This is a genomic window from Halorussus halobius (assembly GCF_004765805.1).
GTDB lineage: Archaea > Halobacteriota > Halobacteria > Halobacteriales > Haladaptataceae > Halorussus > Halorussus halobius.
Window position 1 is genome coordinate 91,473 of sequence record NZ_SBIU01000005.1, and the last position, 24,156, is coordinate 115,628.

Below are 24,156 nucleotides of genomic sequence, written 5' to 3' on the forward strand. Positions count from 1 at the left end.
AGCTCGCGGCGCAGACGAAGCCGATGCCGGCCGACGGGCGGCTGGTCCCGGGCGGGACCGCACCGTGTGGTCCCGCGGCGTCGGTGCGAGGAGTTCGTTCGCAGGGGGTGGGTCGCGCCCGCTTGGCGGCTCCGCTAACGGAGCCAGTAGCGGGCGTGACGGGATTCGAACCCGCGATCAGAAGGTTAGGAACCTCCTGCCCTGTCCACTAGGCCACACGCCCAGAGTCGAAAAAAGTCGGTTACTGGGTGCTGGTGTCGGTCTCGGTCTCGGTCGCGGGTTCGGTGCTCGTCTCGGTCGCGGGCTCGGTGCCGGCGTCGGTCGAGGAGTCGATGTCGCCGACGGTGTCGTCCTGCATCTCCTGGAGCTCCTGCTCTACCTCCTCGCGACCCTTCTTGAACTCGCCCATGGCCTCGCCGGTCGAGCGCGCGAGCTTCGGAATCTTGTTCGCGCCGAACAGCAGGACGGCGATGAGGAGGATTACCATCATCTCCATCCCGCCGGGCACGGGTCCGAACAGTGGAATCATCTGTACCATCTCTACCTGAGGATAGCTGATTGCCGACTATAGGCTTTTTGCCTCGTTCAGTCGACGGGCGACCCCGCCCGAACGCGGTGCAGGCGTCCGAACGAGCCCGATTCTCACTCGGGCGAACGCCCGGCTCGGCCAACGGTGGTTCGTTCGGCCGGGCTCGACGGTCCACGGGTTCGTCTCCCGATATTTTGTCCTTGGTTCTGGGGAAATAATATATCGAATATCTTATGACCGTCGGCCTACCAGTTCGGCGTGGCGGCAGGTCCTCCCCTGTAACCTACACTACGTCGGACCCCACCGTCACGTTCCCCTGCCGCCCGATTCCTCCCATTCCTTCGCGCCCGACCGCCGGAGAGTCGACACTGCCTCCCCCGCGGTCAAGGCGGACGTCGAGTCGACCCGGCTCTCGGTGGTCGCGAGTCGGCGGCGCAGGCGGCCGACTGCATCCGGCGCGTGTCGGCGGGTTCCGGCCGGCCGAGGGCTTTTTCCGCTGGAGCGACTACGTCCCGGCCATGAGCGATTCCGACGAGCTGACGGCCACCGACGACCCGACCCGGGCGTACGACCCGGACGCCGACCACGCGTTTCCGGACGAGCGAGTCAACGAGGTGCTGGCGTTCGTGGCCGAGGACCCCGAGATACAGACCTATCTCCGCGCCCAGAACGTCAACCCCGTGCTCCGGAAGGGGTACAACGACCACGGCAGCAAACACATCGAGATCGTCCGCAATCGGGCGCTGAGCCTCTACGACCTGCTCAAGCGCGGCGACGTCGAGTTCAACGGCGCGTCCCAGCAGGGACTGGACGAGGCCGACGAGGCCGTCGTCGTGGCGCTGGCCGCGACCATCCACGACATCGGCCACGTCGTCCACCGCGACGACCACGCCTACTGGTCGATTCCGCTCGCGGCCGACCTGCTCGACCGCGTCCTCCCGCAGTTCGACTTCTACGACACCGCGTCGGCCGTCCGGGTGAAAGGCGAGATACTCCACGCCATCCTGTGTCACCACACCGAGGAGGACCCGCTGACGACCGAGGCCGGCGTCGTCCGCATCGCCGACGCGCTCGACATGGAGGAGGGCCGCTCGCGGATGCCCTACGAGAAGGGCGGCCGGGGCATCGACACCGTGTCGAGTCAGGCCATCCGTCGAGTCACGCTGATGGAGGGCGACGCGGTGCCCGTGCTCGTCGAGATAGAGATGCTGAACGCCGCCGGCGTGTATCAGGTCGACAACCTGCTGAAGGCCAAGCTCCGGGACTCGGGGCTTGAAGACGACGTGCGAATCGTCGCGGTCAACGTCCGCGAGGACGGCAACCAGTTGGTCGAGCGCGTCGAGCTCTAGAACGCGACCTCGAACCGTGCGCCCCGGGAGGGCGTCGGCTCGCCCTTCACCGGCCCGCCGTCGGACGTTATCGGATGCGGAGCGCGGGCGTCGCCGTCCAGGGACGCCTCGGTCGCACGTACCGTCCAGCCGTGGGCCTCCGCGACGTGCTCGACGATGGCGAGGCCGAGCCCCGTCCCGCCGTCCGTCGTCGAGAAGTCCGAGTCGAACACCGCGTCGCGGTCCGCGGTCGGGATGCCTGGGCCGTCGTCCTCGACGTAGAACCCCCGGTCGAACGCCCCGACGGTCACCGTGCTCGCGCCGTGTTCTATCGCGTTCCGATAGAGGTTCTCGAAGACGTGCGACAGCAGGTCGGGGTCGGCCTCGAACGACGAGGAGTCGACGATAGAGAGCTCGGCCTCCCCGGTCTCGACGTAGCCCCACGCTCGCTCGGCGGCGTCGGCCAGCTCGACCCGGCTCGTCTCCGCCGGGTCGTCGTGGCGGGCCAACACGAGCGCGTCCTCGACGATGGCCTCCATCCGTTCGAGCGACTGGACCACCGCGTCGGCGTGTTCGGAGTCGACCATCTCGGCTCGGCCGAGCGCCACGTTCAGCGGGTTCCGGAGGTCGTGGCTCAGCACGCTCGAGACGGTCTCCAGCCGGTCGTTCTGGGCGCGGACCGCGAGTTCGGCCCGCTTGCGCTCGGTGATGTCGACGTGCATGACCAGCACGTACCGCTCGCCGCCGTGGTCGAACCGGATCGCCCGCATCGTGAACCAGCGCTCGCGGTCGGGCGCGTGACAGGGGTACTCGACCGCGACCGCGTCCTTCCCGCCCGCGAGCAGTCGCCGGATTCCCGCCGCGGTCCGGGCGGCCCGCTCGTCGTCCGCCCCGTCACAGACCGCGAGGTAGTCGGCTCCGACGTGGTCGCGCCCGCCGTCGTTGGCCGCCGCGAACCTCCGCCACGCGCGATTCGTGAGCACGATGTGGCCGTCCTCGTCGAGCACCGCCACCTGCCCGGGGAGCGCGTCGAAGGCCGCCTCGATGGGCACGTCCGAACGAGTCATGCTCACTGGGAGGGGCCGGACGGACTTATACTAACCGGACACGTATCTCGGCTGATACTCAGGCGAGGCCGTCGTACACGTTCCGGAGCTTCTCGACCGCGTGTTCGAGGCTGACGGCGTCGCGCCGGGCCAGACACGTCTCCCGGAGGTCGTCGCGGTCGTCGAGCGCCCGGTCGATGGCTCGCCGGAAGCCATCTACGTCCCCGCTCTCGTAGTGATACCCCGTCTCGCCGTCGACGACGGTGTCGGCGAGCGCGCCCGCGTTCGCGCCGACGACGGGCGTGCCACAGGCGTTGGCCTCCAGCGCCACCAGGCCCTGCGTCTCGACCGGGCTGGGGAACGCGAAGGCGTCGAGGGCGGAGTAGAACGCGGGCAGCTCCTCGCGGTCGAGGAAGCCGAGGAATCGGGCGTTCGCGCCGAGCGACTCGGCCTTCGCTTCGAGGTCCTCGCGCGCGGGACCGTCGCCGCCGAACACGACGGTAACGTCCATGCCTGCGGCCGCGGCCACGAGCTCCGAGAGGCGCTTCTCGTAGCCGTGTCGGCCGGTGTAGCCGACGAGCGGCCGGTCGTCGGGGAGGTCGTGACGGTCGCGGAACGGCTCGGCGTCGACCGGGCGGAACCGCTCGGTGTCCACGCCGTTGGGCACCACCTCGACCGGAGTGTCGACGCCGACGTCCTCGGTCAGGTGGTCGCGGGTCGCCGCGCTCGGGGCCAGCACAGCGTCGACGTGCCCGAAGAACCACCGCTCGTAGGCTTCGGACACTCGGCCGACCAGCGAGGCCACGGCGTCGGTCGGCGAGACGTAGTCGGCGTACTCGCTGGTCGGCGTGTGGTAGGACGCCACCATCGGGATGTCGCGGTCGCGGGCGAGTCGCAGCCCGCCGAGCCCGAGACTGAACGGCGTGTGGGCGTGGACCACCTCGGCGTTCCGGACCGCGTCCGGGACCGAGGGCGTGCCGAGTCGGAACCCGTCGTAGAACGGAAAGGGGAGGCTCCCCACGGGGTGCTCGCCGTCGGCCGGTCGGTGGCCGTCGGCCTTCGGGTACACGACGTCCATCCGGCCGCCCGCCCGCTCCCAGCGGTCGCGCCACGACGCGATGGTGTAGGTCACGCCGTTGACGGTGGGCAGGTACGTGTCCGTGAACGCGGCGACCCGTTCCATTTGTTCGGTCTTTGCGAACCGATAGTTAAATCCTTGTGAAGTTAGGTCGGGCGGCCGTCCACCCCGGAACGGTACGGGTTGGCGGCCTCGCGACGCCGGTCAGACCAACCGCCGGTACAGCGCCACGAGGTCCTCGCCCACCGCGTCGAGTTCGAACGCCTCGCTCTCGTCGGCGGCGTTGGCCCCCAGCCGGTCGCGCAGGTCGGGGTCCCGGAGGCGGTCGAGCGCGTCGACGAACCCGGCCTCGTCGTCGGCCTTCAGGCAGTGGGTTTCGTCGTCGAGCCAGTCGTAGGTCGAGATGTCGCGGATGACCGGCGGCTTGCCACACGCCATCGCTTCCAGCAGCGCGATGCCCTCGTTCTCGTTTTTGCTCGGCCAGAAGAACACGTCGCCGGCGGCGTAGGCTCCCCGGATGTCCTCGACGTAGCCCGTGAACTGGCAGTTGTCGGGGGCGCTCTCGACCAGCCGCCTGGTGTCGCGGCTCTTGAGCAGTCGGTCGAGTTCCCCGCCGGTCGGGTTGAGGTAGCCGAACCAGACGAAGTCCAATTCGGGCATCCGGCGGGCGGTCTCGACGAACGCCGCCAGCCCCTTGCGCTTGATGACGTGTCCGACGTTGAACACGACCGGCGGCTCCAGCTCGTAGCGGTCCAGATACTCGGCGCGAAGCCCCGCGTCGTCGAATCCCTCGACCTTCGCGGGGTCGAACCCGTTGCTGATGACCGTCTTCGGGGCGTCCGAGTACTCCTCTATCGTCCGGCGGTTGTACTCGGACGGACAGACCAGATGGTCGGCCAGCGAGTAGGCGTACCGGAGGTACGGCTTCATCGGCTTCGAGATGACGTTCGAGAGCGCGAAGCTCTCCCGGAAGTCCTCGGCGGTCTGGTGGGTGTGGACGAGGACGGGCACGTCGGCGTCGCGGGCCTTCCGGGCGTAGTACACCGACTTCGGCCCCATGTTGTTGAGGTGGAGCAGGTCGGCGTCGAGCGTGGCTTCGGTGGTGTACGCGATGTCGTGGCGGTCCATGATGGCCCGCTGGTTGTCGACCGACTGGACGTGCCCGCCCGTGATGTACTTCTCCCACTCGAAGTAGTGGCTCACCTTCATGGCGTCGCTGGCCGGCCAGTCCCGTGGTTCGGTCGCGCGCTCACGTTGTGGGAGCGAAGACCCGGCCGGGACAAAATCCTACCGGAACGCGCCGGTAGCGTCGGCCGCCGAGCGCACGTCTCGGCCGAAAACCAAAACTTACTTTACCCATTCGTGGAATCTCCCCCATGGGGCAACACAGGCAGCTTCTATCCTTGTCCTGTCTCGCCCCGGAAACCCCCACCCCCCATTCCCCCATTCCCGCGGATTCCGCGGTGATAAGTGTCGCGACGCGCGAGAACCCGATACCCGTGAGCAACGTCCACCCATGAGCATCGCCGAGGAGCGCATCGAACGGCTCGCGTCGCTGGCCCGCGAGGCGGCCAGCGAGTGCCGCGACGACCGCGCCCGTCGGTACGTCCGGCTCGCGCGCAGGCTCGCCGAGCGCAACCGGCTGTCGCTGCCGACGGAACTGGAGCGGTTCGCCTGCGACGCCTGCGACCGCTACCGCCGACCCGGGAAGAACGCGCGCGTCAGGCTTCAGGACGGCCACGTGGTCGTGACCTGCGACTGCGGGGAACAGGCGCGGTACCCGTACGACGCCTGAGCCGGCCACAGTCGTTCCCGACGGGACCGAACCCGTCGCCCGGCTCCGTTCACGCCCTTTAAGGTCGCGCCGGCCCGAGAGGCGGGTATGACCGACGACGACCTCCGGCAGCGCGCCCACGACCTCGACGTGACCGTCTGGGTGGGCAAGTCCGGGCTCGACCCAGTCACCGACGAGCTCCGCGACCAGCTCGACGACCGCGACCTCGTGAAGGTCAAGTTCCTGCGGGCCGCACGCGGGGGCACCTCGACCGACGAACTGGCCGACGACCTCGCCGACCGCGCGAGCGCCGACCTCGTCGAGACCCGGGGCAACACGGCAGTCTACCACTGATTCGCCGCCACCGCTGTCCGGGGCCGTGAATCGCCTCGTCGACCAGCCGCCTATCAGTACGCCGGTAGCTTTTCATCCCGCCGGTCCTCCATGTCGGTATGGTCGAACCACTCCCGATACTCGAGGACGTCCTCGGTAGCTACGCCGTCGCTCTCACGCAACTCGTCTACTTCGTCGTCTCCTTTCTCGCGGTGTACGTCGCTGGCCGACTCGCGGTCGTCCCGCTGGCGAGTCGCTTCCTCGACCGGCGGGACCTCGACAGCCACGCCAAGCGACCGCTCCTCAAGCTCGTCCGGTTCGGCGTGGTGTTCGTCGGCGTCTCGGTCGCGTTCGGGTTCGCGGAGTACGGCAACTTCCTGACCGCGCTGGCGACCATCGCGGCGGCGGCCACGCTCGCCATCGGGTTCGCGATGCAGGACGTCATCGCCAACTTCGTGGCGGGGCTGTTCATCTACACCGACAAGCCGTTCCGCATCGGCGACTGGATCGAGTGGGACGGCGGCAGCTACTCCGGCGTCGTCGAGGACATCGGCCTGCGGGTGACCCGCGTGCGGACGTTCGACAACGAGCTGTTGACGGTGCCCAACTCCCAGCTCACCGACGGCGTCATCAAGAACCCGGTCGAGGGCGACCGGCTCCGGCTCAAGGTCGCGTTCGGCATCGGCTACGACGACGACGTCGAGCGCGCGACCGACCTCATCGTCGAGGCGGCCCAGGACCACCCCGAAATCATGGACGAGCCCGCGCCCTCGGTTCGACTCACCGAACTGGGCGACTCCTCCGTGGGGCTGCAGGCCCGCATCTGGATCGACGACCCCAGCCGTGGCGACTTCGTGAAGACGCGCGGGGAGTTCGTGACCGACGTGAAAGCCCGGTTCGACGAGGCGGGCGTCGAGTTCCCGTACCCGACCCGGACGCTGGAGGGCGGACTGGAACTGGCGGACGCTGCGGAACTCGAGCGGGCGGTCGACGGCGACTGACCACTCCCACAGTGAGGCTCCTCGTACGAGCGCGCGACCAGCCCCAGCTACGGACGAACAGGAGTCGGACGGCGGCTTGCCGCGAGTGACAACGGAGATGCGGCCGGCTTCCGAACTCGTAGCCAAGCGACGTATGAATGCGGACGCCCGGATTGGCCCGGCGTTCCGGGCCGGGGAATCCCGGTCGCGTCCTCCACCCCGCGACCCTGCGAGCGACAGGTGTCCAGTGGTCCGCTGCTCGCTTCCGCGCCTGACGGATTGCCACCGGCAAACCACGACTGCGACACTCCTGCGAGTGCCCGCCGAGGACCGCTGTCCCCGCAGGACGAGGCTTCGAAGTCGGCTTCCGGGGCCCGGCGCGGTCTGACCGGACGCCTCCGGGGTTCGGTCCCCGCTGAAGACCGTAGTGCGGGTGGAGAGCAGGGCCTAACTGCCCGACCTAGTCCATCTCGACGTAAGGCACCTCGGACTTAAGGACCTTTCGTCTCCTCGCCCCGCCGTCGGGGGATTCGGTCGAGCCCGCGGTGGCCCGCGACGACTATCAGCCCGCGACCGCGAGGAGCGTCCACGCGTTCGCGGCCACGACCACCAGCCCGACGAAGAGATAGAGCGCGCTGCCGGCCCGGAACGTCTGGCGGGCGTCGCCGGTCACGCCCGGCAGGAGCACGAGGACGGCGGCCGCAGTCGCTTTCAGCACCACGAGCCCACCGATGCCCGCCTCGCGTATCACCGCCGACGCGACGGGATTGAGCTCCGACAGCCCCATCGCCATCCCGACGCCGGTCGTCACGACGTCGCCGACCATCACGGCCAGCACCGCGCCGAACAGCGCGGGCGAGACGTACCCCCACCACGAGCGCCCGTCGTCGCGGACGACGTACTCGCGGTCCTCCTCCAGCAGGAACTCGTCGTCCCGGCGCATCCACCGCTCGGCGGGGTCGGTCGCGTCTCGTTCGGACACGCTCGGGACTGCGAGGACCGACACCTTCGTTATGCGCCGGCTGAACCCCGGGTACGCACCGCGTGAGCCGGGGGCTCGCCCCGGCTGGCCCCCGTCAGAGGACCTCGCGGGCGTACCAGCCCGCGCTCGCCGCCACGCTCGCGGCGGCGACCAACAGCAGCCACCGGTGGTAGCCGAACGCGGCCCGCTGGGTCAGACTCCCCACGAGGTCGCCGACTGCTATCGCCCACCAGAGGACCAAAAGCGCCATGAACCCGCCCAGCACGACCGTCGCGCCGGCGGCCGTCTGTGGGTCGGTCCGGCCGTTCCGGCCCGCCGCGAACACCACGACCGCGACGAGCGCGAACAGGCCCACCACGAGGTGAATCGGGACGGCCGTCGGCGCGTCGTAGTAGACGCCCGCCTCGGCGGCGTCGATGACGAAGTACGGGACGGCGACGGCGGCCAGCACTGCGAGCGCGGCGACCACGCCGACCGTGGGTGCCGGCGTGTCGGGCAGCTGTTCGTGCGCCATGCGCGATACTTTTCGGGGCGGGTGGAAAAGCGCGACGGTCGAGTCGGAACAGTCACGTGTCCGGCCAAACAAATCCGGGGCATGGGATTCGGAAGCACGGCCAAGAAGGTCCAGAAGCTGGCCGACACCGCCGAGAAGCTGTACAGCAAGCTCAACGACCTCCGCGAGCAGGTCGCGGAGATGCGCGACAAGCTCGACTCCACCAGCGAGCGCGTCGAGACCCTCGAACGACAGGCCGCCGAACAGCGCGCCCTCCTCGAAGCCATCGCCGACGAGCAGGGCATCGACCCCGACAGCGTCGAGGTGGGGGACCTCGACGCCGAGACCGACGCCGGCGAGAGCGCGGACGCCGAAGCCTGAGCTCGTCGACGTCGACGCGCCGGTCCGAAATCGATTCCGACCCACTGGGTGGACGGCTCCACACAAAAAAGATTATCCGCAGTCCCAACTTTTGCCTACCCGATGACCGACCACCGGACCCCGCTCGACTCGGTGCTCGACGCCGTCGGAGAGACGCCCCTCGTCGCCGTGCAGGCGGCACCCGAGGAGGTGCCGGTGTACGCCAAGCTGGAGACGTTCAACCCCGGCGCGAGCGTCAAGGACCGCATCGGGAAGTACATGGTCGAGGCGATGCTCGACCGGGGCGATCTGGACCCCGGCGGCACCGTCGTCGAACCCACCGCCGGCAACACCGGCATCGGGTTCGCCCTCGCGGCGCGCCAGTTGGGCGTCGACGCCGTGTTCGTCGTCCCCGAGCGGTTCAGCGTCGAGAAACAGCAGTTGATGGCCGCACTCGGCGCGGACGTCATCAACACGCCGACCGACGAGGGGATGGGCGGTGCCATCGACCGCGCCCACGAACTCGCCGGCGAACTGGACGACGCCGTGGTGCCCCAGCAGTTCTCCAACCCGCTCAACGTCGAGGCCCACTACGAGACCACCGCGCCGGAAATCTTCGACGCGCTCGACGGCGAGGTTGGGGCGGTCGTGGCCGGCTGTGGCACGGCGGGCACGCTCATGGGCATCGCCGAGTACGCGCTCGAACGGGACTCGGACACCTACGTCGCGGCGGTCGAACCCGAGGGGTCGCTGTACGGCGAAACCAAGGGCGAGGACCCCGCGGAGGCCCCCTACAAGATAGAGGGCATCGGCACGCACGACCCGAGTACGAACGAACTGTTCGACCCCGAACTGGTCGACGAAATCTATCAGGTGCCCGACCGACGCGCTCACGAGGAACTGACGCGACTCGCCGACGAGGAGGGCCACCTCGTGGCGTCGAGCGCAGGCGCGGCCAGCGCGGTGGCCCGCCACGTCGCAGAGGGCATCCGGGACGGCGAGATCGACGCGCCCCACGACAGCGTGGTGACGGTGTTCCCGGACTCCAGCGAGCGCTACCTCTCGAAGGGCATCTACCGGTCGTTCGAGGAGTGGGAGGGGTGACGACACGGACTTCGAGTTTCAGTTCCACACCACGTCGAAGCCGCTACGACGTTGGCGATTTTCACGTCCCACGTCGGCGCGCGCTGGCGCGACCCGCAAGTGGTCGCGCCAACATGCGCGAGGGAGGCGAGCGCGTTCAGGCGCTCGCCGAGGCTGGGGAGGTGTGAGGCCTGCCGTCGCGGTGCGGGTGCGGGTGCGGGTGCGGTTCTCACAGGTTGAGGCAGTAGCTAGCCTCTCTCGCACGAAATTTGTGATGTGAGCGTCGAAGAAGCTAGCTTCTGCCGAGACAAATGAGTACCGCCCCGCACAGCACCGCGACCGCACGGCACCACACCTCGTCCTCCCCAACCGCTTGCGGTCCTCGCGTTGCTGCGGTCCTCAGCCCTCGCGCGTTTCGACGCGACACGAGGTCGCGCCAGCACGCGCCGAGATAGAGGCTCTCCATCGCGCTACTGGCTAAGGTCCCAGTCGCGCGACTAGCCGAAAGGAGCTATCAACGTCCACAACTCAGACCCACGGTGGGTCGCACAGATCGCGCATCGACCCGATGGTGTGGTGGGGGTCGTACTCGCCAACCGTGCCCGATTCTTCGAGCCACACCGACCGCAGACCCGCCGCGTGCGCGCCCGCCACGTCCGAGCGAAGCGAGTTCCCGACGTGAACCGTCTCGGCGGGAGTTGCCCCCATCGCGGCGAGCGCGTGGTCGAACGGCTCGGGGTCGGGCTTGACCGCGTGGTCCGACCCGGCGAACGCGAACGCCCCGAAGTGGTCCGCGATGTCCAGCGCCCGGAGCTTGGCGGTCTGGGTCCCGCGGCCGCCGTTGGTCACCAGCGCGAGGTCGTGGGTCGCCCCGAGGCGGTCGAGCGCGGCTTCCGCCCCCGGCAGGAACTCGACGTCGGTCGGGTCGGGGTCCTCGTAGGCGCGGGCGACCGCCAGCGCGTCGGCTCGCTCCCGACCCCGTTCGTCGGCGATGGCTCCGAAGCAGTTCTCCCGAAGTCCGAGCAGCGTGTCGGCGCTGACCTCCGGGAGCCACCGCCGGACGTCGCTACCGTCGAAGAACGGCTCGACGCCCGCCGCGTCGAAGGCGTCGGCGAGCCGGTCGGCCCCGGAGGTGGGGTGGCGACAGATGGTGTCGTCGAGGTCGAGGAAGACGGTCGAGACCGCAACGCTCGACCCGTCCGCGCGAGTCATGGCCGGGGATAGGCACCCCGGCGTGAAAAGTGGCTCGTCAGTCGACCAGCCGGGAGTCCGTGGTCGTCACCCGACCAGCCGCTCGTGTTCGACCTTCATGCACCGGTCCTGCACGACTCGCTTGCCGGCCGCTTCCGCGCGGGCGGCCGACTCGTCGTCGGCGATGCCGAGTTGGGTCCAGACGACCTCGGCGTCGTCGCGCTCGATTGCCTGCTCGACGATGCCCGCGACCTCCTCGCTGGGTCGGAACACGTCCACCACGTCGACTTCCGCCTCGACCTCGGCCAGCGAGTCGTGGGCCTCCCGGCCGAATATCTCGTCGGCGTAGGGGTTGACCGGAATCACCTCGTAGCCGTGCTCGCGCAGGTACTCGGGCACGTCGTGGGCGGCCTTGCCGGGCGTGGTCGAGCAGCCGACGACCGCGATGCGGTCCGCGCTCAGAATCTCGCGGAGTTCGGCGTCGCTGTCTACGGGCATAATAGAGAAGAGGCGACCGTCAGGCAAAAGCGTTCAGGTGGCGGCGGTCGTGTACAGATGCGCGAGTTGTCGTAGCGACAGGTCTTCGAAAGCCCTCGGTCGGTGGTCGCGCTAATCGGAACACGACCACGGCGGGTCCGGGGCCTCTCGTCCCGCGTCAGGTCCCACTCGACCAACGCCGACCTACCGTCCCGGCGGACTGTCCCGACCCACGCGAATCTCGTGGGCCTCGACGTCCTCCAGCGCGGCGACCTGCCCGCCGACCGTGACCTCGCCGTCCCCGGTGTCGATCGTCATGCCCGCGACGCGCTCGCCCCCCTCGAACGAGAAGCCGACGACCTTCCCCTCCACGACGCGGGACGCGCCCGTCTCGATGTCACGGCCCTCGACCGTGGCGTGGAAGTCGCCGTCGAGTTCCTGCAACTCCTTGACGCACCGTCGGATGGAGGCGTACCGCCGGGGGAACGGTCGGTCCTCGCCGTCGGCCGCGAGGGTGCGCTCGGCCGTGGTCCACAGCACCGTGCCGAAAAAGCCCGACACCAGAAAGCCCAGCGCCGACCGGTTGAAGATGACGCCGTAGCGGTCCTTGTCGTCCCGGAGCGCGTCCTGGGTGGCGTAGATGGAGTATTCGCCGTCCGCGACCGCGATGACGGGCGTGGTGATGCCCCGCCGGGCGCGGGCGGTCGTCGCCACGTCGAGGTAGTCGAAGCGCTCGGGGTCGGGTGCCTCGGCGGCGGGCGTGACCAGCAGCTCGACGCTGACGCCCTCGTCGGTGGCGTCCCGAAGGTCGTCCTCGAACCGCTCCAGCAGGCTGGGCGTCAGCGACAGCACGAGTTCGTACTCCGCCTCGGCGACGACGTCTTCGAGGTAGCGCAGGATGGTCGAGCGCGACTTGACCAGCGAGACGGCTTCCGTGTCCCGGGCGGGCGCGGTGTAGCGCGCCTCCAGCTCCGCGACCAGTTCGACCAGCGACGACTGGACGCCCGAGAACGCCTCGTCGGGGTCGACCGCGATGACCTTCATCGGCCGTGACTCCCGGAGTTCGACCAGTCCCCGGTCGCTGAGGCTGCGGACCGTGTCGTACACCCGCGGTTGGGGAATGTCGGTCCGGTCGGCGATCTCGCTGGCGGTGAGGTCCCCGTGTTCGAGGACGGTGAGGTAGGCGTCGATCTCGTACTCCCCGAGGTCGAACCGCTCGCCCACCTGCTCCATGGTCGCGCGCAGGTCGTCGGAAGCCATGTACGGCACCATTCGCTTCGGGGATAAATGATTTATCCGGTTTCGAGTAGCACCCGGTTCCGAAAACGAGTTTCATCAGGGGCGTAGTTCCGGCGCTCGCGACCCGGACGGCTCTTCGCGTGGGAAAAGGGTTTTGCCGGCTCCGCCGGAGGTTGGGCCTATGCCCGCGTCCGCAGACGCCGTGACGGAAGTGATTCGGACCCTCCAGTCGCTTCCGGGTTGGGAGTTCGTCGAGGCCGCGCTGGTGTTGGTGGTCGGCTGGTACGCCTCGAAGCTGCTGGTCCGGTTTCTCGGCCGGCCGGTGGCGCGCCGGTTCGGGCGACCGAGCCTGACCAAGACCGTCCTCGGCGGCGTCCGAGCCATCGTGTTGCTGATCGCGGCGTCGGTCGCGGCCAACCGCGTCGGGTTCGAGCCCGGCCAGATTCTGCTGTCCGTCACCGTCTTCTCGGCGGTGCTGGGGCTGGTGCTCGCGCCCATCATCGGGAGCGTCATCAACGGCCTGTTCCTGCTGGCCGACCAGCCCTACGAGATCGGCGACATGATAGAGCTCGTCGACCAGAACAAGCGGGGCTACGTCGAGGACATCACGCTCCGGTACACCAAGATATTCACGCTCGAGAACACCTTCCTCGTCGTCCCGAACTCCAACATGCGCGACCGGGACGTCATCAACTACTCGGCCGAGGACACCCGGTCGCGGCTCTCGCTGGAGGTGCTGGTGACCTACGAGAGCGACGTCGAGCGGGGTCGGGCCATCATGGAGCGGGCGGCCCGCGAGACGCCCGAGGTCGTCGAGGGCGGTCCGGACATCCGCGTGGGGAGCGCGCGCTACCCCGCCGCGCCGGTCACCTACGTCAAGGAGTTCGCCGACCACGGCGTCCTGCTCGACCTGCGCTACTGGGTCAAAGACCCCTACTACCTGGCGCGCGTCCGGTCGAAGATACAGGACCGCATCTGGAGCCAACTCGACGACGCCGACGTGGAGATCGCCTACCCCCACAGGCACCACGTCTTCGACGAGACCAGCGGCACCGCGCGGGTGACGGTCGAGGACGGTCGCACGCACCGACCACGGTCCGAGGAGTTCGACTCGCAGGGCCCCGACGTCTAGCTCGCGCCAACCGTGACGATTTCGGCGTCGAGCTTCCGGCGGAGGTACGTCTCGACGTCGGGGTCGGAGCTGAGCCGTCGGAGCGCGCGCCGCCACCGACTCGCCTGCTTGTGGCCGATGACCACGACGTCGGCGTCCTCGGCCGCCACCTCGTCGAGGATGGTCTCCTCGACCAGGAACCCCTCGCGGACCACGTACCGGGCGTTCGCCAGCCGGCCGAACTCGGCCTCGACCGCGCGTCGGAGGGTCGTCCGCGTCACCTCCCGGCCCCGCTGGTAGACGTTGACGTGGAGCACCGTGAGTGCCGCGTCGCGCTCCTCGGCGATGCGGACGGCCTCTGCGAGCGTGCGCTTGGAGTGTCCCGTGAGCGGGTACCGAACCGGAACGACGACCTGCGTCATCGTCTCCTCGGACGCGCCAGACCCCCTTCTAACTCCCGGCTTCGGTCCGGGGCGTCCGCCGTCGGGACGCCCCGTGGCTCCTCGGTGGGCGCTACTCGACCTCGACGATGCGACCCTCTAGCTCGGGCGCGAGCCCCGCCTCGCGGGCGTACTCGACCAGCACCTCGTACTGGATGCCCGCCTCGGCCACCCGGTGGGCCTCCCGGAGCGAGGGGAACTCGTCGTCGGTGTGGAGGACGTAGTCCGAGAGCGCGACCGAGTACGTCCGGGCGGGGTCGAGCGGCTCGCCGCCGACCCGGACCGACTCGACGGTCCGGGCGTCGGGGTCCCACGCGATTTCGGCACCGCTGACCTGCGCGTGCCACCAGCCCGCCTCCGCGAACCCGAGGTCGGGGCTGGCGGCCCACTCGAACGCGGCGCGGAGCGCGTCGCCCGGCACCTCGGCGACCACGACCCGCTCGTCGAACGGCGTCACGCTCACGAGGTCGGCCGCCGTGACCTCGCCGTCGAGGGCGTCGCCGGTCCGGACCCCGCCGCTGTTCTGGAGGCCGACCTCGGCGTCGGTCTCCCATCGGTAGGCGTCGGCCACGAAGTTGCCGAGCCGACACTCGCCGCCGAACAGCGTGGTCTCGGTCCGGTCTATCGGCGGCTCGACCCGACCGACCACCTCGTTCAGCCCGGTCTCGGCGAGTCGGTCGCGCATGGCCGCCGCGACTCCCTCGTGGACCGGCGCATCCGCGACCGGGTGGCGGGTGACCCCGTGGGCGTCGTCGCCGGCGTCGAGGTCGACTTCGAGGACGACCGAACCCCCGTCGCCGGGCCGGGTGAGCACGGTTCCGTCGATTCGCTCGCACCGCTCGGTCGGGACGTGCCCGCCGAGGATGACGTCGGCGTCGACCGCGCGGGCGAGTTCCTCGTCGCCCCGGCCGAGGTGCGAGAGGACGACCCGGTAGTCGGCGTCGAGGTCCGCGAGCGCGTCGCGGGCCGCGGCGACCGGGTCGGTGAAATCGAGGTCCGACGCGGCGGGGTTGATGGAGGGCGTCCGCGCGGTCGTGACGCCGACGAAGCCCACGCTCGCGTCCCCGGCCTCGACGACGGCGGTCGGGCCGACCCCGACGTCGCTCCCGAATCGCTCGCCGGCCTCGCGGTCGGCCCAGACGTTGGCGCTGACCCACCGCTGGGGCGACTCGTCGACGAGTCGGCCGAGCGCCGCCCGCCCGTGGTCGAACTCGTGATTGCCGAAGGTCTCGACGTCGGGCTCGACCGCGCGGAAGAAGTCCAGCGCCTGCGCGCCCTCGGTCACCAGCGCGAGCACGCCCGGCGAGGTGTCGTCGCCCGAGCCGGCCAGAATCGCGTCCGTCGGCGAGTCGGCCCGGAGCGCCCGGAGCAGACCGGCGAGCCGACCGGCGCGCTCGGGGGTGTCGTAGACGTTCTCGACGTCCGAGTAGTGGAGGAGACGAGGAGCCATCGAATCCGCGTTTCGGCGGCGGGGAGAAAGGCGTTCGGAATCGCCGAGACGGCACGCCTAACACCCTCCGGGGCCTACGACGGGACGATGGAGGCCATCACGACCGACGGGCGGACGGTGTTCGTCTCCCGCGAGGAGGGCGACCGCGGCTCGAAGGGTCCCTTCTTCGTCGTCTACGGCGACGAGGACGGCCGGGACCGCTACGGCTACGTCTGTGGCAACTGCGAGCGAGTGGACAACGCGATGGACCCGATGGGCCGCATCGAGTGCAACGTCTGTGGCAACGTCCGCAAGCCGACCGAGTGGGACGCCGCCCACGAGTGAGTCGGACGCTCGCCCGCGGGACCGCCTCGCCGGCCAGTCGGCTTTTGCGCCCGTTCGGCGTACGCCCGGCATGGCCGAGGTACGCGAGGACGCGCTCGACCAGATCGACAGCCACGAGTCGTTGCTGGTCAACGACTTCGTCCGGTACGTCGAGGAGCACCACCACGACGGGCCACCCGGCGTGGACCGGGACCTGCTGGCGGCCTACGCCGAGGCGGCGGCCTTCGACGTGGACATGTCGGCGCTCGACGACGACCTCGTCGACAGCGACGAGTGGGTCCCCGGCAAGAAGCTGTACCACCTCGGCGAGGGCCGAATCAGCACGTATCCGCCGAGCTGGCACGAGGCGTTCGACGGGCTCGACGACCTGCTCGACCTCGTCGCGACCATCGAGACGCAGGTGACCGAGTCCGAGGGGACCCAGTTCGAGGCGGTCACCGAGGAGGGCGTCCCCGAGGTCAAACTCTACCGGATGGCCAGAGTCGCGGCGGGCATCGACAGGGAGGCAGTCCAGTCCCGACTCGACGACCTCTCGGACGCCGGCGAGATAACGTGGGACCCGACCGTCCGGGACCCGCGCATCCAACTCGGCGAGGAGTCGCGGTAGCGCGTCGCCGCGGGTCGCCGGCTCGGCGCTTTGGGTCCGCTACCCCTGCGTTCGCCCCTCGAAGAAGTCCCACATGCGCTGGCTGGCGTCCGGCCCGCCCGGCGCGGCGTACTCGCCGCCCGGCGCGCCGCCCGACCACGCGTGACCCATGCCCTCGACCAGCCACTTCTCGACCACGGTGTCGCCGTCCCCGTCGTGGTACTCGTCGGTGGTGTAGTCGTACTCGTCGGCCGACCCCTCGGTCGTCTCGTCGGGGTCGGCGTCGGTGTCGCCGTCGCCGTCGTTCTCGACGAGGTCGGTGGTCCGGACGGCCTGCTCGGCGGCCTGATGGGCGTTTGTCGGGTCGACCGTCGCGTCGTCGGTACCGTGGAACACCACGGTCGGGACCGGGCTCGTGACGCCGTACTCCTCCATCGCGTCGTAGGCGTCCTCGGCCTTCTCCTGGGGGTCCGGCCCGCCCGACGACATCGCGAGCGTGCCGCCGTAGGAGGTGTCGGCCGCGTCGTACTCCAGCCCGGAGTGAATCCCAGCCGCCGCGTACACGTCGGCGTACTCCGCGAGCAGGTTCGACGCCATCGCCGCCCCGGCCGACAGCCCCGCGACGTAGACCCGCGAGTCGTCCAGGTCCTCGGCGTCGACGGTCTCTTCGGTCATGTCCGCGATGATGTCGGCCTCGCCGCTGTTTCGGGTCGTGTTGTAGTCGTAGTACCAGTTCCAACATCGCAGGGCGTTGCGGGCGTTGTACTGGTCGGGGTAGACGACCGCAAAGCCCTCGTCGTCGGCCACGTCGTTCATCCGCGTCTCCTCGCGGAACTGGTCGGCGTCCTGCGAACAGCCGTGGAGCATCACCACCAGCGGGTCGCCCGCGCCGACGCCCTCGGGGACGTACCGGTAGTAGTCGAACCCGCTGTAGGTGTGGTTCGTGTACGACCCGTCCGCGGCCGCCGTTCCGACGCCTCCGAGGACCGCGCCCGTTGCGACCGCACTGCCGACCGACGTGATGAGGGTTCGTCTGTCGTAGGCCATGGCGTGCCAATACATACCATTAACGGTAAAATCTAACGGCGGGTTAATATGTAAAATGGTTCGCTCGGGCGACGAGTAGCTACGTCGGCGCTGGGCTCGGCGTGCTCGCGGGGTCAGACCGCCGGGCCCTGCGGGTCCGCCCGCCCGCCGCTCGCGTCGACGGCGTGGCCGAACGCGGTCCCGAACATGTAGCTTCCGGCGAGGTAGAGCCAGAAGTAGAAGAACGGCGTGACGACGAGGCCGACGCCGAACGTGACGGTCGTGAACACGCTCAGCGCCATCCCGCCCACCATCGAGATGCCGAACACGAGGAGCACGGCCTTGAGGTACTCGCCGCTGGTGAGGACCGGCTTCAGCGTCTCGAAGTCGAAGGCGGCACCGAGGCTCCCCTCGCGCCCGAGGTTGGTGAGTGCCGCCGGGACCGCGTACTGGATGACGAACAGCAACACCACCAGGAGGAGGATGGTGAGGATGCCGAGTCCCGCCAGCGCGCCGGCCGTCGACTCGCTGCCGGCGCTCGCTCCCGCGCCGATGACGACGACGAAGACTACCATGAGGAGTATCGGTCCGAACGCGTACGCGAGGCTGGCGGCCGTCGCTTTGAGGCCGTCGACGAACAGTCCGCCCCAATCTTCGAACGCGGGCGGTTCGGGGTCGCCCCGCGACGCTCCCGCCATCGCGCGGAGCATGTAGCCCGCAACGACGAACGCCGGCAACACCAACACCGACAACACTCCGAACACGCCGCCGATCAGGATGCGGACCAGTCCACTCTCCCCGTTGGTGGGGTAAGATAACGCATCTTCTAACATACACTACACATGAACTAGCACCGGCACTTAAACGTTCTTGAGACGGCGAGCCGCCGTCGAAGCCGTCGCCGCGAGGGGACGCTCGGCGGACGCCGTCGACCGCAGGTGACTTATCCGCACGCGGTCGACCTCGAACCATGCGAATCCAGAGCCGCCAGCGCGTCGAGGGCGGGCGCGAGCGCATCGCGCTCGTCCCCGAGAGCCTCGACGACCTCTGGCACCTCTCGTACGTCCTCGAACCCGGCGACCGCGTCTCGGGCGACACCACCCGGCGCATCCAGCGCAACGACGACCAGATGCGCGACACCGGCGGCGAGCGCGAACACATGTGGGTCGAAATCGAGGTCGAGTCGGTCGAGTTCCACAAGTTCGCCAACCGGCTCCGCGTCGGCGGGGCCATCGCGGACTGCTCGCGGGAGGACCAGTTGGGCCAACACCACACCCTCAACGTCGAGGAGACCAAGGAGATAGAGATAGAGAAGGTGTGGAAGCCCGACCAGCTCGACCGGCTCGAAGAGGCCGAGGCGGCGACCGACAACCCCGACGTCGCCATCGCCACGGTCGAGGAGGGGAAAGCGCACGTCCACACCGTCACTCAGTACGGTGCCGAGGAGAAAGGCGAGTTCTCGGGGACGACCGGCAAGGGCGAGTACGCCGAGAGCCGGGACGGACTGTTCGCGGAACTGTCCGACGCGCTCGCGCGGATGGACGTCGACGCCATCGTGCTGGCGGGGCCGGGGTTCACCAAGCAGGACGCCCTCGACTACGTCGCGGAGAACGAACCCGACCTGACCGAGAAGATAACGACGGTCGACACCAGCGCGGTCGGCGACCGGGGCGTCCACGAGGTGCTCAAGCGCGGCGCGGTCGAGGAGGTTCAAAAGGAGACCCGCATCGCCGAGGAGGCCGAGCTCATCGACGACCTCACCAGGCGAATCGGCGAGGGCGCGCGTGCGGCCTACGGCGCCGAGCAGGTCCAGAAGGCGGCCGACTACGGAGCCATCGAGCACCTCCTGATTCTGGACGAGCGCCTGCGCGAGGAGCGCGACGGCGCGGGCGAGTGGGATTTCGACGTGAACGACCTCATCACGGCGACCGAGCAGAAAGGCGGGGACGTGACGGTGTTCTCCAGCGAGTTCGCGCCGGGGGACCAGCTGGCGGGCTTCGGCGGCATCGCGGCGTTACTGCGGTATCGACTGGAGTAACGTCGGTGTGGGGTTTCAGGTGCGCTGATTCGTTTTTCGTTCGGTGCGGACTGTCCCTTCGTTCGGCGCACGCTGACTTGACTTTTCACTCGGCGCGCGCTGGCACGACCCGTCAGTGGTCGCGCCATTTCGTGCGAGGGCCGAGTAGCGCAACGTAGTGAGCAACGCAGGCGGCTGGGGAGGACGAGGCGCGGTGCCGTGCGGTTGCGGTGTCGTGCGGTCAGTCATCGGTCGAGGAAGTAGCTAGCTACCTGAGTACATCGTATTCTGCCTCAAGTACATCTGAGCTAGCTACTGCCGAGGCAAATGAGTGACCGCACCGCCCCGCACCCGCGACCGCACGGCGAAAGCCTCAGGCCTCCCCAGCCTCGGGGCGCATGAACGCGCCCCTCCCTCGCGCGCGTTGCTCGCGCGCGCCGGGTTCAAAACGTCTCGTTCCCCTCACCCCCGTTCTGTTTCGTCCGAACATCTCGTCTCTCTCGCTCCCGTTCGGCCCCTCGCAGCTCACCAGCCGACCACGTCACGATTCGACCCGCCGCCCAAATCGACCCAGTCCCGAAGCCATTATCACCGTTCCCGGCCCCCGTCCCTACCATGAAGGTCACCTTTCTCGGCACGGGAAGCGCCATGCCGACCGGCGAGCGCTACCAGACCGGCATCCTCGTCGCGGACGAGGAGGCCGACCGCAACGTTCTCGTCGACTGCGGCAGCGGCGTCCTCCACCGGCTCCAGCAGTCGGGCGTGGGCTACGAGAACGTCTCGACCGTCCTGCTGACCCACCATCACCTCGACCACACCGCCGACCTGCTCTCGTTGCTCAAGGCGCGCTGGCTGGCGGGCGAGGAGCATCTCGAAATCGTCGGCCCGGCCGGGACCAAGCGACTCGTCGACGACCTCGTCGAGATATACGACTACCTCGACGGGCGGGTCGACCTCCGAGTCCGGGAGGTCGGCGCACACGGGTTCGAGGTCGCGGGCTTCGAGGTCGAGGCGTTCGAGACGCGCCACTCGCTGCCGTGTCTGGCCTACCGCTTCGGCGACGAGTTCACCTACGGCGGCGACAGCGAGGCGTTCGAGGGCCTGCCCAACTTCGCCGACGGCTGTGACGTGCTGGCTCACGACTGCTCGTTCCCCGACGACGTGGACGTGGACAACCACCCCACGCCGACCCAGCTCGGCGAGGCGCTGGCCGGGTCGGGCGCGGACATCGGTCGGGTCTATCTGACCCATCTCTACCCCCACACCGAGGGCCGCCACGAGGAGATGCTCGACAGCATCGAGGCGGTGTACGACGGCGACGTGCGGTTCGCTGACGACTTGCGGACCGTCGAGTTGTAGGGCGGGCCAGCACGCGGAGGAACCTACTCCAAGTCGTCGACGACGTCCCACGCCGACGTCTCGTCCGGGAAGATGGCCAAGGGGTTGTCCTCGTGGGTGCGAGTGAACCCGTCGTTCTTCGGGTCGCGCAGTTCCGCGAACCAGAACTGGACGCCGTCGAGTCCCTCCTCGCGGGCGACCCGGGTCGCCGTCCGGAAGAACTCGTTTCGCAGCGAGACCGGCAGGTCCTCCTCGGGGTCGACCACCGCGCCGAACTCGCCGAAGTACGCGGGCTTCCCGACCTCCTCGTGGGCGTTACGGACGTGGGTGCGGACGTACTCGGCGAACGCTTCTTGGTCGCGGACCGTGGTGTCACCGGCGTAGCGCTCGACGGGGTAGTCGTGGAACGAACACGCGTCGATTGCGTCGGACTCGTGGGTCTCGACGTAGGCGTTCCGGACGTTCCACGACTCGTAGACCGCTCCGGTCGCACCGTGCATGCCGCTGCCGACGAGATGCGAGTCGTCGACGGACTTGACGTGGCTGGCGGCGGCGTCGTACCAGTCCGTGAGGGGTTCGCCGCGCCGCTCGTCGTGGTACTCTATCTCGTTGCCCACCTCCCACATCAGGACGGTCGGGTCGTTCCGATACTCGACGCCGGTCAACTGGTTCGTGCGAGTCAGGACGTGTTCGACGTAGTTCCGGTAGTACTCGTTGGCCTGCTCGTCGCCGAAGAAGTCGTTCGTCGTCTCGGCGGTGTCCGACCAGTCGGCGTAGGCGGCCGGACTCGGCGCGTGGTCTGCACCGAACCAGTTGTTCAACAGCGGGACGACCAGCCGGACGTCGTGGCGTTTAGCCGCCAGAAGAACGTAGTCGAAGTGCTCGAACCAGTCGTCCCGGAAGGTCCCCGGTTCGGGATGGACGTCGGAGTCGGTCCACGCTGGCGGGAATCCCCAGGTTCGGACCACCGAGACCCCGTGGTTCGACAGGTACTCGAACAGGCGGTCGACGTACTGGCGGCCCCACGGTCGCACGGGCAGGTGGTTGTTGTTCACGCCGACGTACCGGAACCGCGACCCGTCGAGGACGAAGTTCGTGCCGTCCCGACCGACGAACGACGGCGGGTACCGTTCGACAGTCACCGACGCGGTCGCGGCGTCCCGGCGTTCGCCGTCGACCGAGAGCGTGGCTTCGACGGTCCGGTCACCGACCCGTGGCTGTCGTATCTCGAACTCGGCCGTTCGTGCGCCGCCGGGGGCCAGCGAAACGGAGGTCGACCCCGTCGACTCCCCCGAGAGGGCGAGCGTGACGGTCGCCTCCGCCGACGCGTCCCCCTGATTCGCCACGTCGACGGCCACGGTGGCCGGCCGGGTCTGTCGGACCGCGTCGGCCTCCACGCGGAGTTCCGAGACCGCGAGGTCGGGGGCCGACGGCGCGCTCGTTTCGGTCACGGTCGTCTCGCTCGTCGCGGTCGCGGTGACCGTCGGCGTGGCGTTCCCGGTCGTCGTCGAACCCTCGCCGCTCCCCGACGAGCAACCGGCGATGCTGGCCATCGCCGCGACGACGCTCCCGAGACAGGCCCGCCGTCCCAGTCCGTTTCGAGCGGACGACTCGTCCTCGGCGTCCTCCGGGTGGTCGCGTCCGTTCGTCACGGCCAATCGGTCCGATTGCAGCGTAAAAAATCCACGGGTCGACTGCCCGAACGAATCCCCGGGCCGAGACCTGCGACGGGGCCGCCGAGGGCACCTGCGAACCGTGCTACCGCCGACCGACGCCGAACTGTTTTCACTCCTCGGTCCGTCCCGTGACGCATGACCGACGGCTGCCCGCACCTCGACTACCGGCCCCTCGCCGACGCCGGGGACGACGCCGACGCCCGCGCCTACTGCACCGCCGCCGAGGAGTTCGTGCAGGCGATGCGCGCCGACGTCTGCAACGACCGGTACGACCTCGACCACGCGACCGACTGCGAGATATACCGCGACCACGAGGGACTCCCAGCGATTCCGGGAGCGGACGGCGAATGAGCTACGACGACTACCTCGCGGGCGAGCCCGTAATCGTGACGGCGGCGCTGACCGGCGGGGTTCACGGCAGGGAGGCCAACCCGAACCTGCCCGAGACGCCCGAGGAGATCGGCCGCGCGGCGGCGGCGTGCGAGGCGGCCGGGGCCGCGGTCGTCCACCTCCACGCCCGCCGCGAGTCGGGCGAGCGGTCGTTCGACCGCGAGCGATTTCAGGCCATCACCGACGAGGTCCGGTCGCGGACGAACCTCGTGGTCCAGCACTCGACCGGCGGGACCGGCGCGTCCGTCGAGGCCCGCCGCCAGTCGCTCCGGACCGACCCGCCGCCGGAGATGGCCAGCCTCGACATGGGGCCGCTGAACCGGTATCGCCACCTCACCAGCGAGAACACTCGCGGCACCGTCGACTCGCTGTACGACGAGATGGCCGACCGGGGCATCAAGCCCGAACTGGAGGCGTTCAACGACGGCCACCTCAACGAGGTCCGGGGGTTGCTGGAGCGTCGGGACCTCGACGACCCGGTGTACGCCACGCTCATCTTCGGCGGGGGAACCACCTCGCCTCCCTCGCCCCGGAACCTGCTCAACGCGGTCGAGAACCTGCCCGACGGCGCGCTGTTCAACACGCTCGGATTCGGTCGCCACCAGCTTCCGCTCACCACGATGGGAATCCTGCTCGGCGGCCACGTCCGGGTCGGACTGGAGGACAACGTCTACTACGGCGACGGCGACCTCGCCGAGAGCAACGCCCAACTGGTCGTCCGGGCCGCCGAACTGGCCGAGACGCTCGGCCGGCCGGTGGCGACGCCCGACGAGGCCCGCGAGATACTCGGGCTGTGAGTCGGTCCGTCGGCGGGTCGAACGCCGACGCCGGCGACGCCACACCGGGTTACGTCTAGTAACCTGATTTCATCGAGGCCCCGGCAACGCTCAAGGATGCGGACCGGC

The 24,156-nt window shown here is 69.2% G+C and carries 27 protein-coding genes, 1 tRNA gene and 1 other RNA gene; 13 read left to right on the forward strand and 16 right to left on the reverse strand.

The genetic code is table 11. The features are described 5' to 3' along the window. Nucleotides 1-150 precede the first annotated feature (150 nt). Nucleotides 151-223: transfer RNA gene (locus tag EPL03_RS14725), tRNA-Arg, on the reverse strand. A gap of 18 nt (nucleotides 224-241) precedes the next feature. Beyond that, entirely contained in the window at nucleotides 242-538 is a 297-nt protein-coding gene (locus EPL03_RS14730; RefSeq protein ID WP_210425010.1) for a twin-arginine translocase TatA/TatE family subunit, read from the reverse strand. Nucleotides 539-1,047: 509 nt separating this feature from the next. Here EPL03_RS14730 and EPL03_RS14735 point away from each other — a divergent pair. After that, nucleotides 1,048-1,878, forward strand: coding sequence for an HD domain-containing protein (locus EPL03_RS14735; protein ID WP_135830101.1), 831 nt, complete (start codon nucleotides 1,048-1,050; stop codon nucleotides 1,876-1,878). Here the strand turns inward: EPL03_RS14735 and EPL03_RS14740 are convergent. From EPL03_RS14740 to EPL03_RS14750, 3 genes are all read right to left on the reverse strand, one after another. Further along, nucleotides 1,875-2,924, reverse strand: a complete 1,050-nt coding sequence (locus tag EPL03_RS14740) for an ATP-binding protein (protein WP_135830102.1) — start codon at nucleotides 2,922-2,924, stop codon at nucleotides 1,875-1,877. The genes EPL03_RS14735 and EPL03_RS14740 overlap by 4 nt on opposite strands. Nucleotides 2,925-2,982: 58 nt before the next feature. Next, nucleotides 2,983-4,086 (reverse strand): glycosyltransferase, encoded by a 1,104-nt coding sequence (locus tag EPL03_RS14745; RefSeq protein WP_135830103.1) that lies wholly within the window; start codon nucleotides 4,084-4,086, stop codon nucleotides 2,983-2,985. Between the two features lie 99 nt (nucleotides 4,087-4,185). Beyond that, nucleotides 4,186-5,190, reverse strand: a complete 1,005-nt coding sequence (locus EPL03_RS14750; protein WP_135830104.1) for a glycosyltransferase family 4 protein — start codon at nucleotides 5,188-5,190, stop codon at nucleotides 4,186-4,188. Between the two features lie 307 nt (nucleotides 5,191-5,497). Here EPL03_RS14750 and EPL03_RS14755 point away from each other — a divergent pair, with 307 nt between their 5' ends. The 3 genes from EPL03_RS14755 (at nucleotide 5,498) to EPL03_RS14765 (ending at nucleotide 7,089) form a co-directional block, all read left to right on the forward strand. After that, complete coding sequence (locus EPL03_RS14755) at nucleotides 5,498-5,776, forward strand: ribonuclease P protein component 4 (protein WP_135830105.1); 279 nt, start codon at nucleotides 5,498-5,500, stop codon at nucleotides 5,774-5,776. A gap of 87 nt (nucleotides 5,777-5,863) precedes the next feature. Continuing rightward, complete coding sequence (locus EPL03_RS14760; RefSeq protein WP_135830106.1) at nucleotides 5,864-6,109, forward strand: YhbY family RNA-binding protein; 246 nt, start codon at nucleotides 5,864-5,866, stop codon at nucleotides 6,107-6,109. A gap of 98 nt (nucleotides 6,110-6,207) precedes the next feature. Continuing rightward, nucleotides 6,208-7,089, forward strand: a complete 882-nt coding sequence (locus EPL03_RS14765; protein WP_135830107.1) for a mechanosensitive ion channel family protein — start codon at nucleotides 6,208-6,210, stop codon at nucleotides 7,087-7,089. A gap of 137 nt (nucleotides 7,090-7,226) precedes the next feature. Here EPL03_RS14765 and ffs read toward each other — a convergent pair. The 3 genes from ffs to EPL03_RS14780 form a co-directional block, all read right to left on the reverse strand. Next, an RNA gene (gene ffs / locus EPL03_RS14770) (signal recognition particle sRNA) lies at nucleotides 7,227-7,539 on the reverse strand. Between the two features lie 91 nt (nucleotides 7,540-7,630). Continuing rightward, complete coding sequence (locus EPL03_RS20505) at nucleotides 7,631-8,050, reverse strand: DUF5658 family protein (protein ID WP_244605281.1); 420 nt, start codon at nucleotides 8,048-8,050, stop codon at nucleotides 7,631-7,633. 94 nt (nucleotides 8,051-8,144) lie between these two features. After that, nucleotides 8,145-8,564 (reverse strand): DUF7548 family protein, encoded by a 420-nt coding sequence (locus EPL03_RS14780; protein ID WP_135830108.1) that lies wholly within the window; start codon nucleotides 8,562-8,564, stop codon nucleotides 8,145-8,147. A gap of 81 nt (nucleotides 8,565-8,645) precedes the next feature. Here EPL03_RS14780 and EPL03_RS14785 point away from each other — a divergent pair, with 81 nt between their 5' ends. Both EPL03_RS14785 and EPL03_RS14790 read left to right on the forward strand, forming a co-directional pair. Continuing rightward, on the forward strand, nucleotides 8,646-8,924 hold the full coding sequence (locus EPL03_RS14785; protein WP_135830109.1) for a DUF5798 family protein: 279 nt from the start codon (nucleotides 8,646-8,648) through the stop codon (nucleotides 8,922-8,924). Between the two features lie 102 nt (nucleotides 8,925-9,026). After that, complete coding sequence (locus EPL03_RS14790) at nucleotides 9,027-10,007, forward strand: PLP-dependent cysteine synthase family protein (RefSeq protein WP_135830110.1); 981 nt, start codon at nucleotides 9,027-9,029, stop codon at nucleotides 10,005-10,007. 507 nt (nucleotides 10,008-10,514) lie between these two features. Here the strand turns inward: EPL03_RS14790 and EPL03_RS14795 are convergent. The 3 genes from EPL03_RS14795 to trmB form a co-directional block, all read right to left on the reverse strand. Next, nucleotides 10,515-11,198 carry an HAD family hydrolase gene (locus tag EPL03_RS14795; protein ID WP_135830111.1) on the reverse strand — a complete coding sequence of 228 codons (684 nt, stop codon included), beginning with the start codon at nucleotides 11,196-11,198 and terminating at the stop codon, nucleotides 10,515-10,517. Between the two features lie 66 nt (nucleotides 11,199-11,264). Continuing rightward, a complete protein-coding gene (locus EPL03_RS14800) occupies nucleotides 11,265-11,675 on the reverse strand; it encodes a CoA-binding protein (protein WP_135830112.1) in 411 nt (136 codons plus the stop codon). Nucleotides 11,676-11,858: 183 nt separating this feature from the next. Beyond that, entirely contained in the window at nucleotides 11,859-12,914 is a 1,056-nt protein-coding gene (trmB, locus tag EPL03_RS14805) for an HTH-type sugar sensing transcriptional regulator TrmB (RefSeq protein WP_135830113.1), read from the reverse strand. Between the two features lie 160 nt (nucleotides 12,915-13,074). Between trmB and EPL03_RS14810 the strand changes: the two genes are divergently transcribed. After that, the gene (locus tag EPL03_RS14810; protein ID WP_135830114.1) at nucleotides 13,075-14,025 is read left to right on the forward strand and encodes a mechanosensitive ion channel family protein; all 951 of its coding nucleotides are present in this window, start codon (nucleotides 13,075-13,077) and stop codon (nucleotides 14,023-14,025) included. On the opposite strand, the gene EPL03_RS14815 is transcribed toward EPL03_RS14810, so the two are convergent. After that, on the reverse strand, nucleotides 14,022-14,426 hold the full coding sequence (locus EPL03_RS14815) for a universal stress protein (protein ID WP_135830115.1): 405 nt from the start codon (nucleotides 14,424-14,426) through the stop codon (nucleotides 14,022-14,024). The two genes, EPL03_RS14810 and EPL03_RS14815, sit on opposite strands and share 4 nt — an antisense overlap. A 91-nt stretch (nucleotides 14,427-14,517) precedes the next feature. Continuing rightward, nucleotides 14,518-15,894 (reverse strand): bifunctional metallophosphatase/5'-nucleotidase, encoded by a 1,377-nt coding sequence (locus EPL03_RS14820; protein ID WP_135830116.1) that lies wholly within the window; start codon nucleotides 15,892-15,894, stop codon nucleotides 14,518-14,520. An 87-nt stretch (nucleotides 15,895-15,981) separates the two neighbouring features. Between EPL03_RS14820 and EPL03_RS14825 the strand changes: the two genes are divergently transcribed. Continuing rightward, a complete protein-coding gene (locus EPL03_RS14825) occupies nucleotides 15,982-16,218 on the forward strand; it encodes a DUF5816 domain-containing protein (RefSeq protein ID WP_135830117.1) in 237 nt (78 codons plus the stop codon). A gap of 70 nt (nucleotides 16,219-16,288) precedes the next feature. Then, on the forward strand, nucleotides 16,289-16,825 hold the full coding sequence (locus tag EPL03_RS14830; RefSeq protein ID WP_135830118.1) for a hypothetical protein: 537 nt from the start codon (nucleotides 16,289-16,291) through the stop codon (nucleotides 16,823-16,825). 39 nt (nucleotides 16,826-16,864) lie between these two features. Here the strand turns inward: EPL03_RS14830 and EPL03_RS14835 are convergent, their stop codons facing one another. Both EPL03_RS14835 and EPL03_RS14840 read right to left on the reverse strand, forming a co-directional pair. Continuing rightward, nucleotides 16,865-17,851 (reverse strand): extracellular catalytic domain type 1 short-chain-length polyhydroxyalkanoate depolymerase, encoded by a 987-nt coding sequence (locus EPL03_RS14835; protein WP_135830119.1) that lies wholly within the window; start codon nucleotides 17,849-17,851, stop codon nucleotides 16,865-16,867. A 113-nt stretch (nucleotides 17,852-17,964) separates the two neighbouring features. Beyond that, the gene (locus tag EPL03_RS14840; RefSeq protein WP_135830120.1) at nucleotides 17,965-18,663 is read right to left on the reverse strand and encodes a DUF4013 domain-containing protein; all 699 of its coding nucleotides are present in this window, start codon (nucleotides 18,661-18,663) and stop codon (nucleotides 17,965-17,967) included. A gap of 137 nt (nucleotides 18,664-18,800) precedes the next feature. On the opposite strand from EPL03_RS14840, the gene EPL03_RS14845 reads away from it, so the two are divergent. Both EPL03_RS14845 and EPL03_RS14850 read left to right on the forward strand, forming a co-directional pair. Further along, nucleotides 18,801-19,868: an mRNA surveillance protein pelota gene (locus EPL03_RS14845; RefSeq protein WP_135830121.1), complete on the forward strand. Its 1,068-nt coding sequence runs from the start codon at nucleotides 18,801-18,803 to the stop codon at nucleotides 19,866-19,868. 594 nt (nucleotides 19,869-20,462) lie between these two features. Then, nucleotides 20,463-21,206, forward strand: coding sequence for an MBL fold metallo-hydrolase (locus EPL03_RS14850; protein ID WP_135830122.1), 744 nt, complete (start codon nucleotides 20,463-20,465; stop codon nucleotides 21,204-21,206). Between the two features lie 23 nt (nucleotides 21,207-21,229). On the opposite strand, the gene EPL03_RS14855 is transcribed toward EPL03_RS14850, so the two are convergent. Continuing rightward, the gene (locus EPL03_RS14855; RefSeq protein WP_135830123.1) at nucleotides 21,230-22,837 is read right to left on the reverse strand and encodes a glycoside hydrolase 5 family protein; all 1,608 of its coding nucleotides are present in this window, start codon (nucleotides 22,835-22,837) and stop codon (nucleotides 21,230-21,232) included. Between the two features lie 159 nt (nucleotides 22,838-22,996). Here EPL03_RS14855 and EPL03_RS14860 point away from each other — a divergent pair, with 159 nt between their 5' ends. Together EPL03_RS14860 and EPL03_RS14865 are read left to right on the forward strand one after the other, a co-directional pair. Next, nucleotides 22,997-23,212 (forward strand): hypothetical protein, encoded by a 216-nt coding sequence (locus tag EPL03_RS14860; protein WP_135830124.1) that lies wholly within the window; start codon nucleotides 22,997-22,999, stop codon nucleotides 23,210-23,212. Continuing rightward, on the forward strand, nucleotides 23,209-24,048 hold the full coding sequence (locus EPL03_RS14865; RefSeq protein ID WP_135830125.1) for a beta-keto acid cleavage family enzyme: 840 nt from the start codon (nucleotides 23,209-23,211) through the stop codon (nucleotides 24,046-24,048). Before EPL03_RS14860 ends, EPL03_RS14865 begins: the two co-directional genes overlap by 4 nt. Nucleotides 24,049-24,156 lie beyond the last annotated feature (108 nt).

Bases quoted from the DNA above. Each gene is read 5' to 3' on its own strand.
- EPL03_RS14845 (WP_135830121.1), top strand. From the start codon at position 18,801: ATGCGAATCCAGAGCCGCCAGCGCGTCGAGGGCGGGCGCGAGCGCATC.
- EPL03_RS14815 (WP_135830115.1), bottom strand. From the start codon at position 14,426: ATGACGCAGGTCGTCGTTCCGGTTCGGTACCCGCTCACGGGACACTCC.
- EPL03_RS14745 (WP_135830103.1), bottom strand. From the start codon at position 4,086: ATGGAACGGGTCGCCGCGTTCACGGACACGTACCTGCCCACCGTCAAC.
- EPL03_RS14865 (WP_135830125.1), top strand. From the start codon at position 23,209: ATGAGCTACGACGACTACCTCGCGGGCGAGCCCGTAATCGTGACGGCG.
- EPL03_RS14750 (WP_135830104.1), bottom strand. From the start codon at position 5,190: ATGAAGGTGAGCCACTACTTCGAGTGGGAGAAGTACATCACGGGCGGG.
- EPL03_RS14800 (WP_135830112.1), bottom strand. From the start codon at position 11,675: ATGCCCGTAGACAGCGACGCCGAACTCCGCGAGATTCTGAGCGCGGAC.
- EPL03_RS14785 (WP_135830109.1), top strand. From the start codon at position 8,646: ATGGGATTCGGAAGCACGGCCAAGAAGGTCCAGAAGCTGGCCGACACC.
- EPL03_RS14730 (WP_210425010.1), bottom strand. From the start codon at position 538: ATGGTACAGATGATTCCACTGTTCGGACCCGTGCCCGGCGGGATGGAG.
- EPL03_RS14830 (WP_135830118.1), top strand. From the start codon at position 16,289: ATGGCCGAGGTACGCGAGGACGCGCTCGACCAGATCGACAGCCACGAG.
- trmB (WP_135830113.1), bottom strand. From the start codon at position 12,914: ATGGCTTCCGACGACCTGCGCGCGACCATGGAGCAGGTGGGCGAGCGG.
- EPL03_RS14840 (WP_135830120.1), bottom strand. From the start codon at position 18,663: ATGTTAGAAGATGCGTTATCTTACCCCACCAACGGGGAGAGTGGACTG.
- EPL03_RS14755 (WP_135830105.1), top strand. From the start codon at position 5,498: ATGAGCATCGCCGAGGAGCGCATCGAACGGCTCGCGTCGCTGGCCCGC.
- EPL03_RS14780 (WP_135830108.1), bottom strand. From the start codon at position 8,564: ATGGCGCACGAACAGCTGCCCGACACGCCGGCACCCACGGTCGGCGTG.
- EPL03_RS14810 (WP_135830114.1), top strand. From the start codon at position 13,075: ATGCCCGCGTCCGCAGACGCCGTGACGGAAGTGATTCGGACCCTCCAG.
- EPL03_RS14850 (WP_135830122.1), top strand. From the start codon at position 20,463: ATGAAGGTCACCTTTCTCGGCACGGGAAGCGCCATGCCGACCGGCGAG.
- EPL03_RS14820 (WP_135830116.1), bottom strand. From the start codon at position 15,894: ATGGCTCCTCGTCTCCTCCACTACTCGGACGTCGAGAACGTCTACGAC.
- EPL03_RS14735 (WP_135830101.1), top strand. From the start codon at position 1,048: ATGAGCGATTCCGACGAGCTGACGGCCACCGACGACCCGACCCGGGCG.
- EPL03_RS14765 (WP_135830107.1), top strand. From the start codon at position 6,208: ATGGTCGAACCACTCCCGATACTCGAGGACGTCCTCGGTAGCTACGCC.
- EPL03_RS14835 (WP_135830119.1), bottom strand. From the start codon at position 17,851: ATGGCCTACGACAGACGAACCCTCATCACGTCGGTCGGCAGTGCGGTC.
- EPL03_RS14825 (WP_135830117.1), top strand. From the start codon at position 15,982: ATGGAGGCCATCACGACCGACGGGCGGACGGTGTTCGTCTCCCGCGAG.
- EPL03_RS14795 (WP_135830111.1), bottom strand. From the start codon at position 11,198: ATGACTCGCGCGGACGGGTCGAGCGTTGCGGTCTCGACCGTCTTCCTC.
- EPL03_RS14740 (WP_135830102.1), bottom strand. From the start codon at position 2,924: ATGACTCGTTCGGACGTGCCCATCGAGGCGGCCTTCGACGCGCTCCCC.
- EPL03_RS14760 (WP_135830106.1), top strand. From the start codon at position 5,864: ATGACCGACGACGACCTCCGGCAGCGCGCCCACGACCTCGACGTGACC.
- EPL03_RS14860 (WP_135830124.1), top strand. From the start codon at position 22,997: ATGACCGACGGCTGCCCGCACCTCGACTACCGGCCCCTCGCCGACGCC.
- EPL03_RS14790 (WP_135830110.1), top strand. From the start codon at position 9,027: ATGACCGACCACCGGACCCCGCTCGACTCGGTGCTCGACGCCGTCGGA.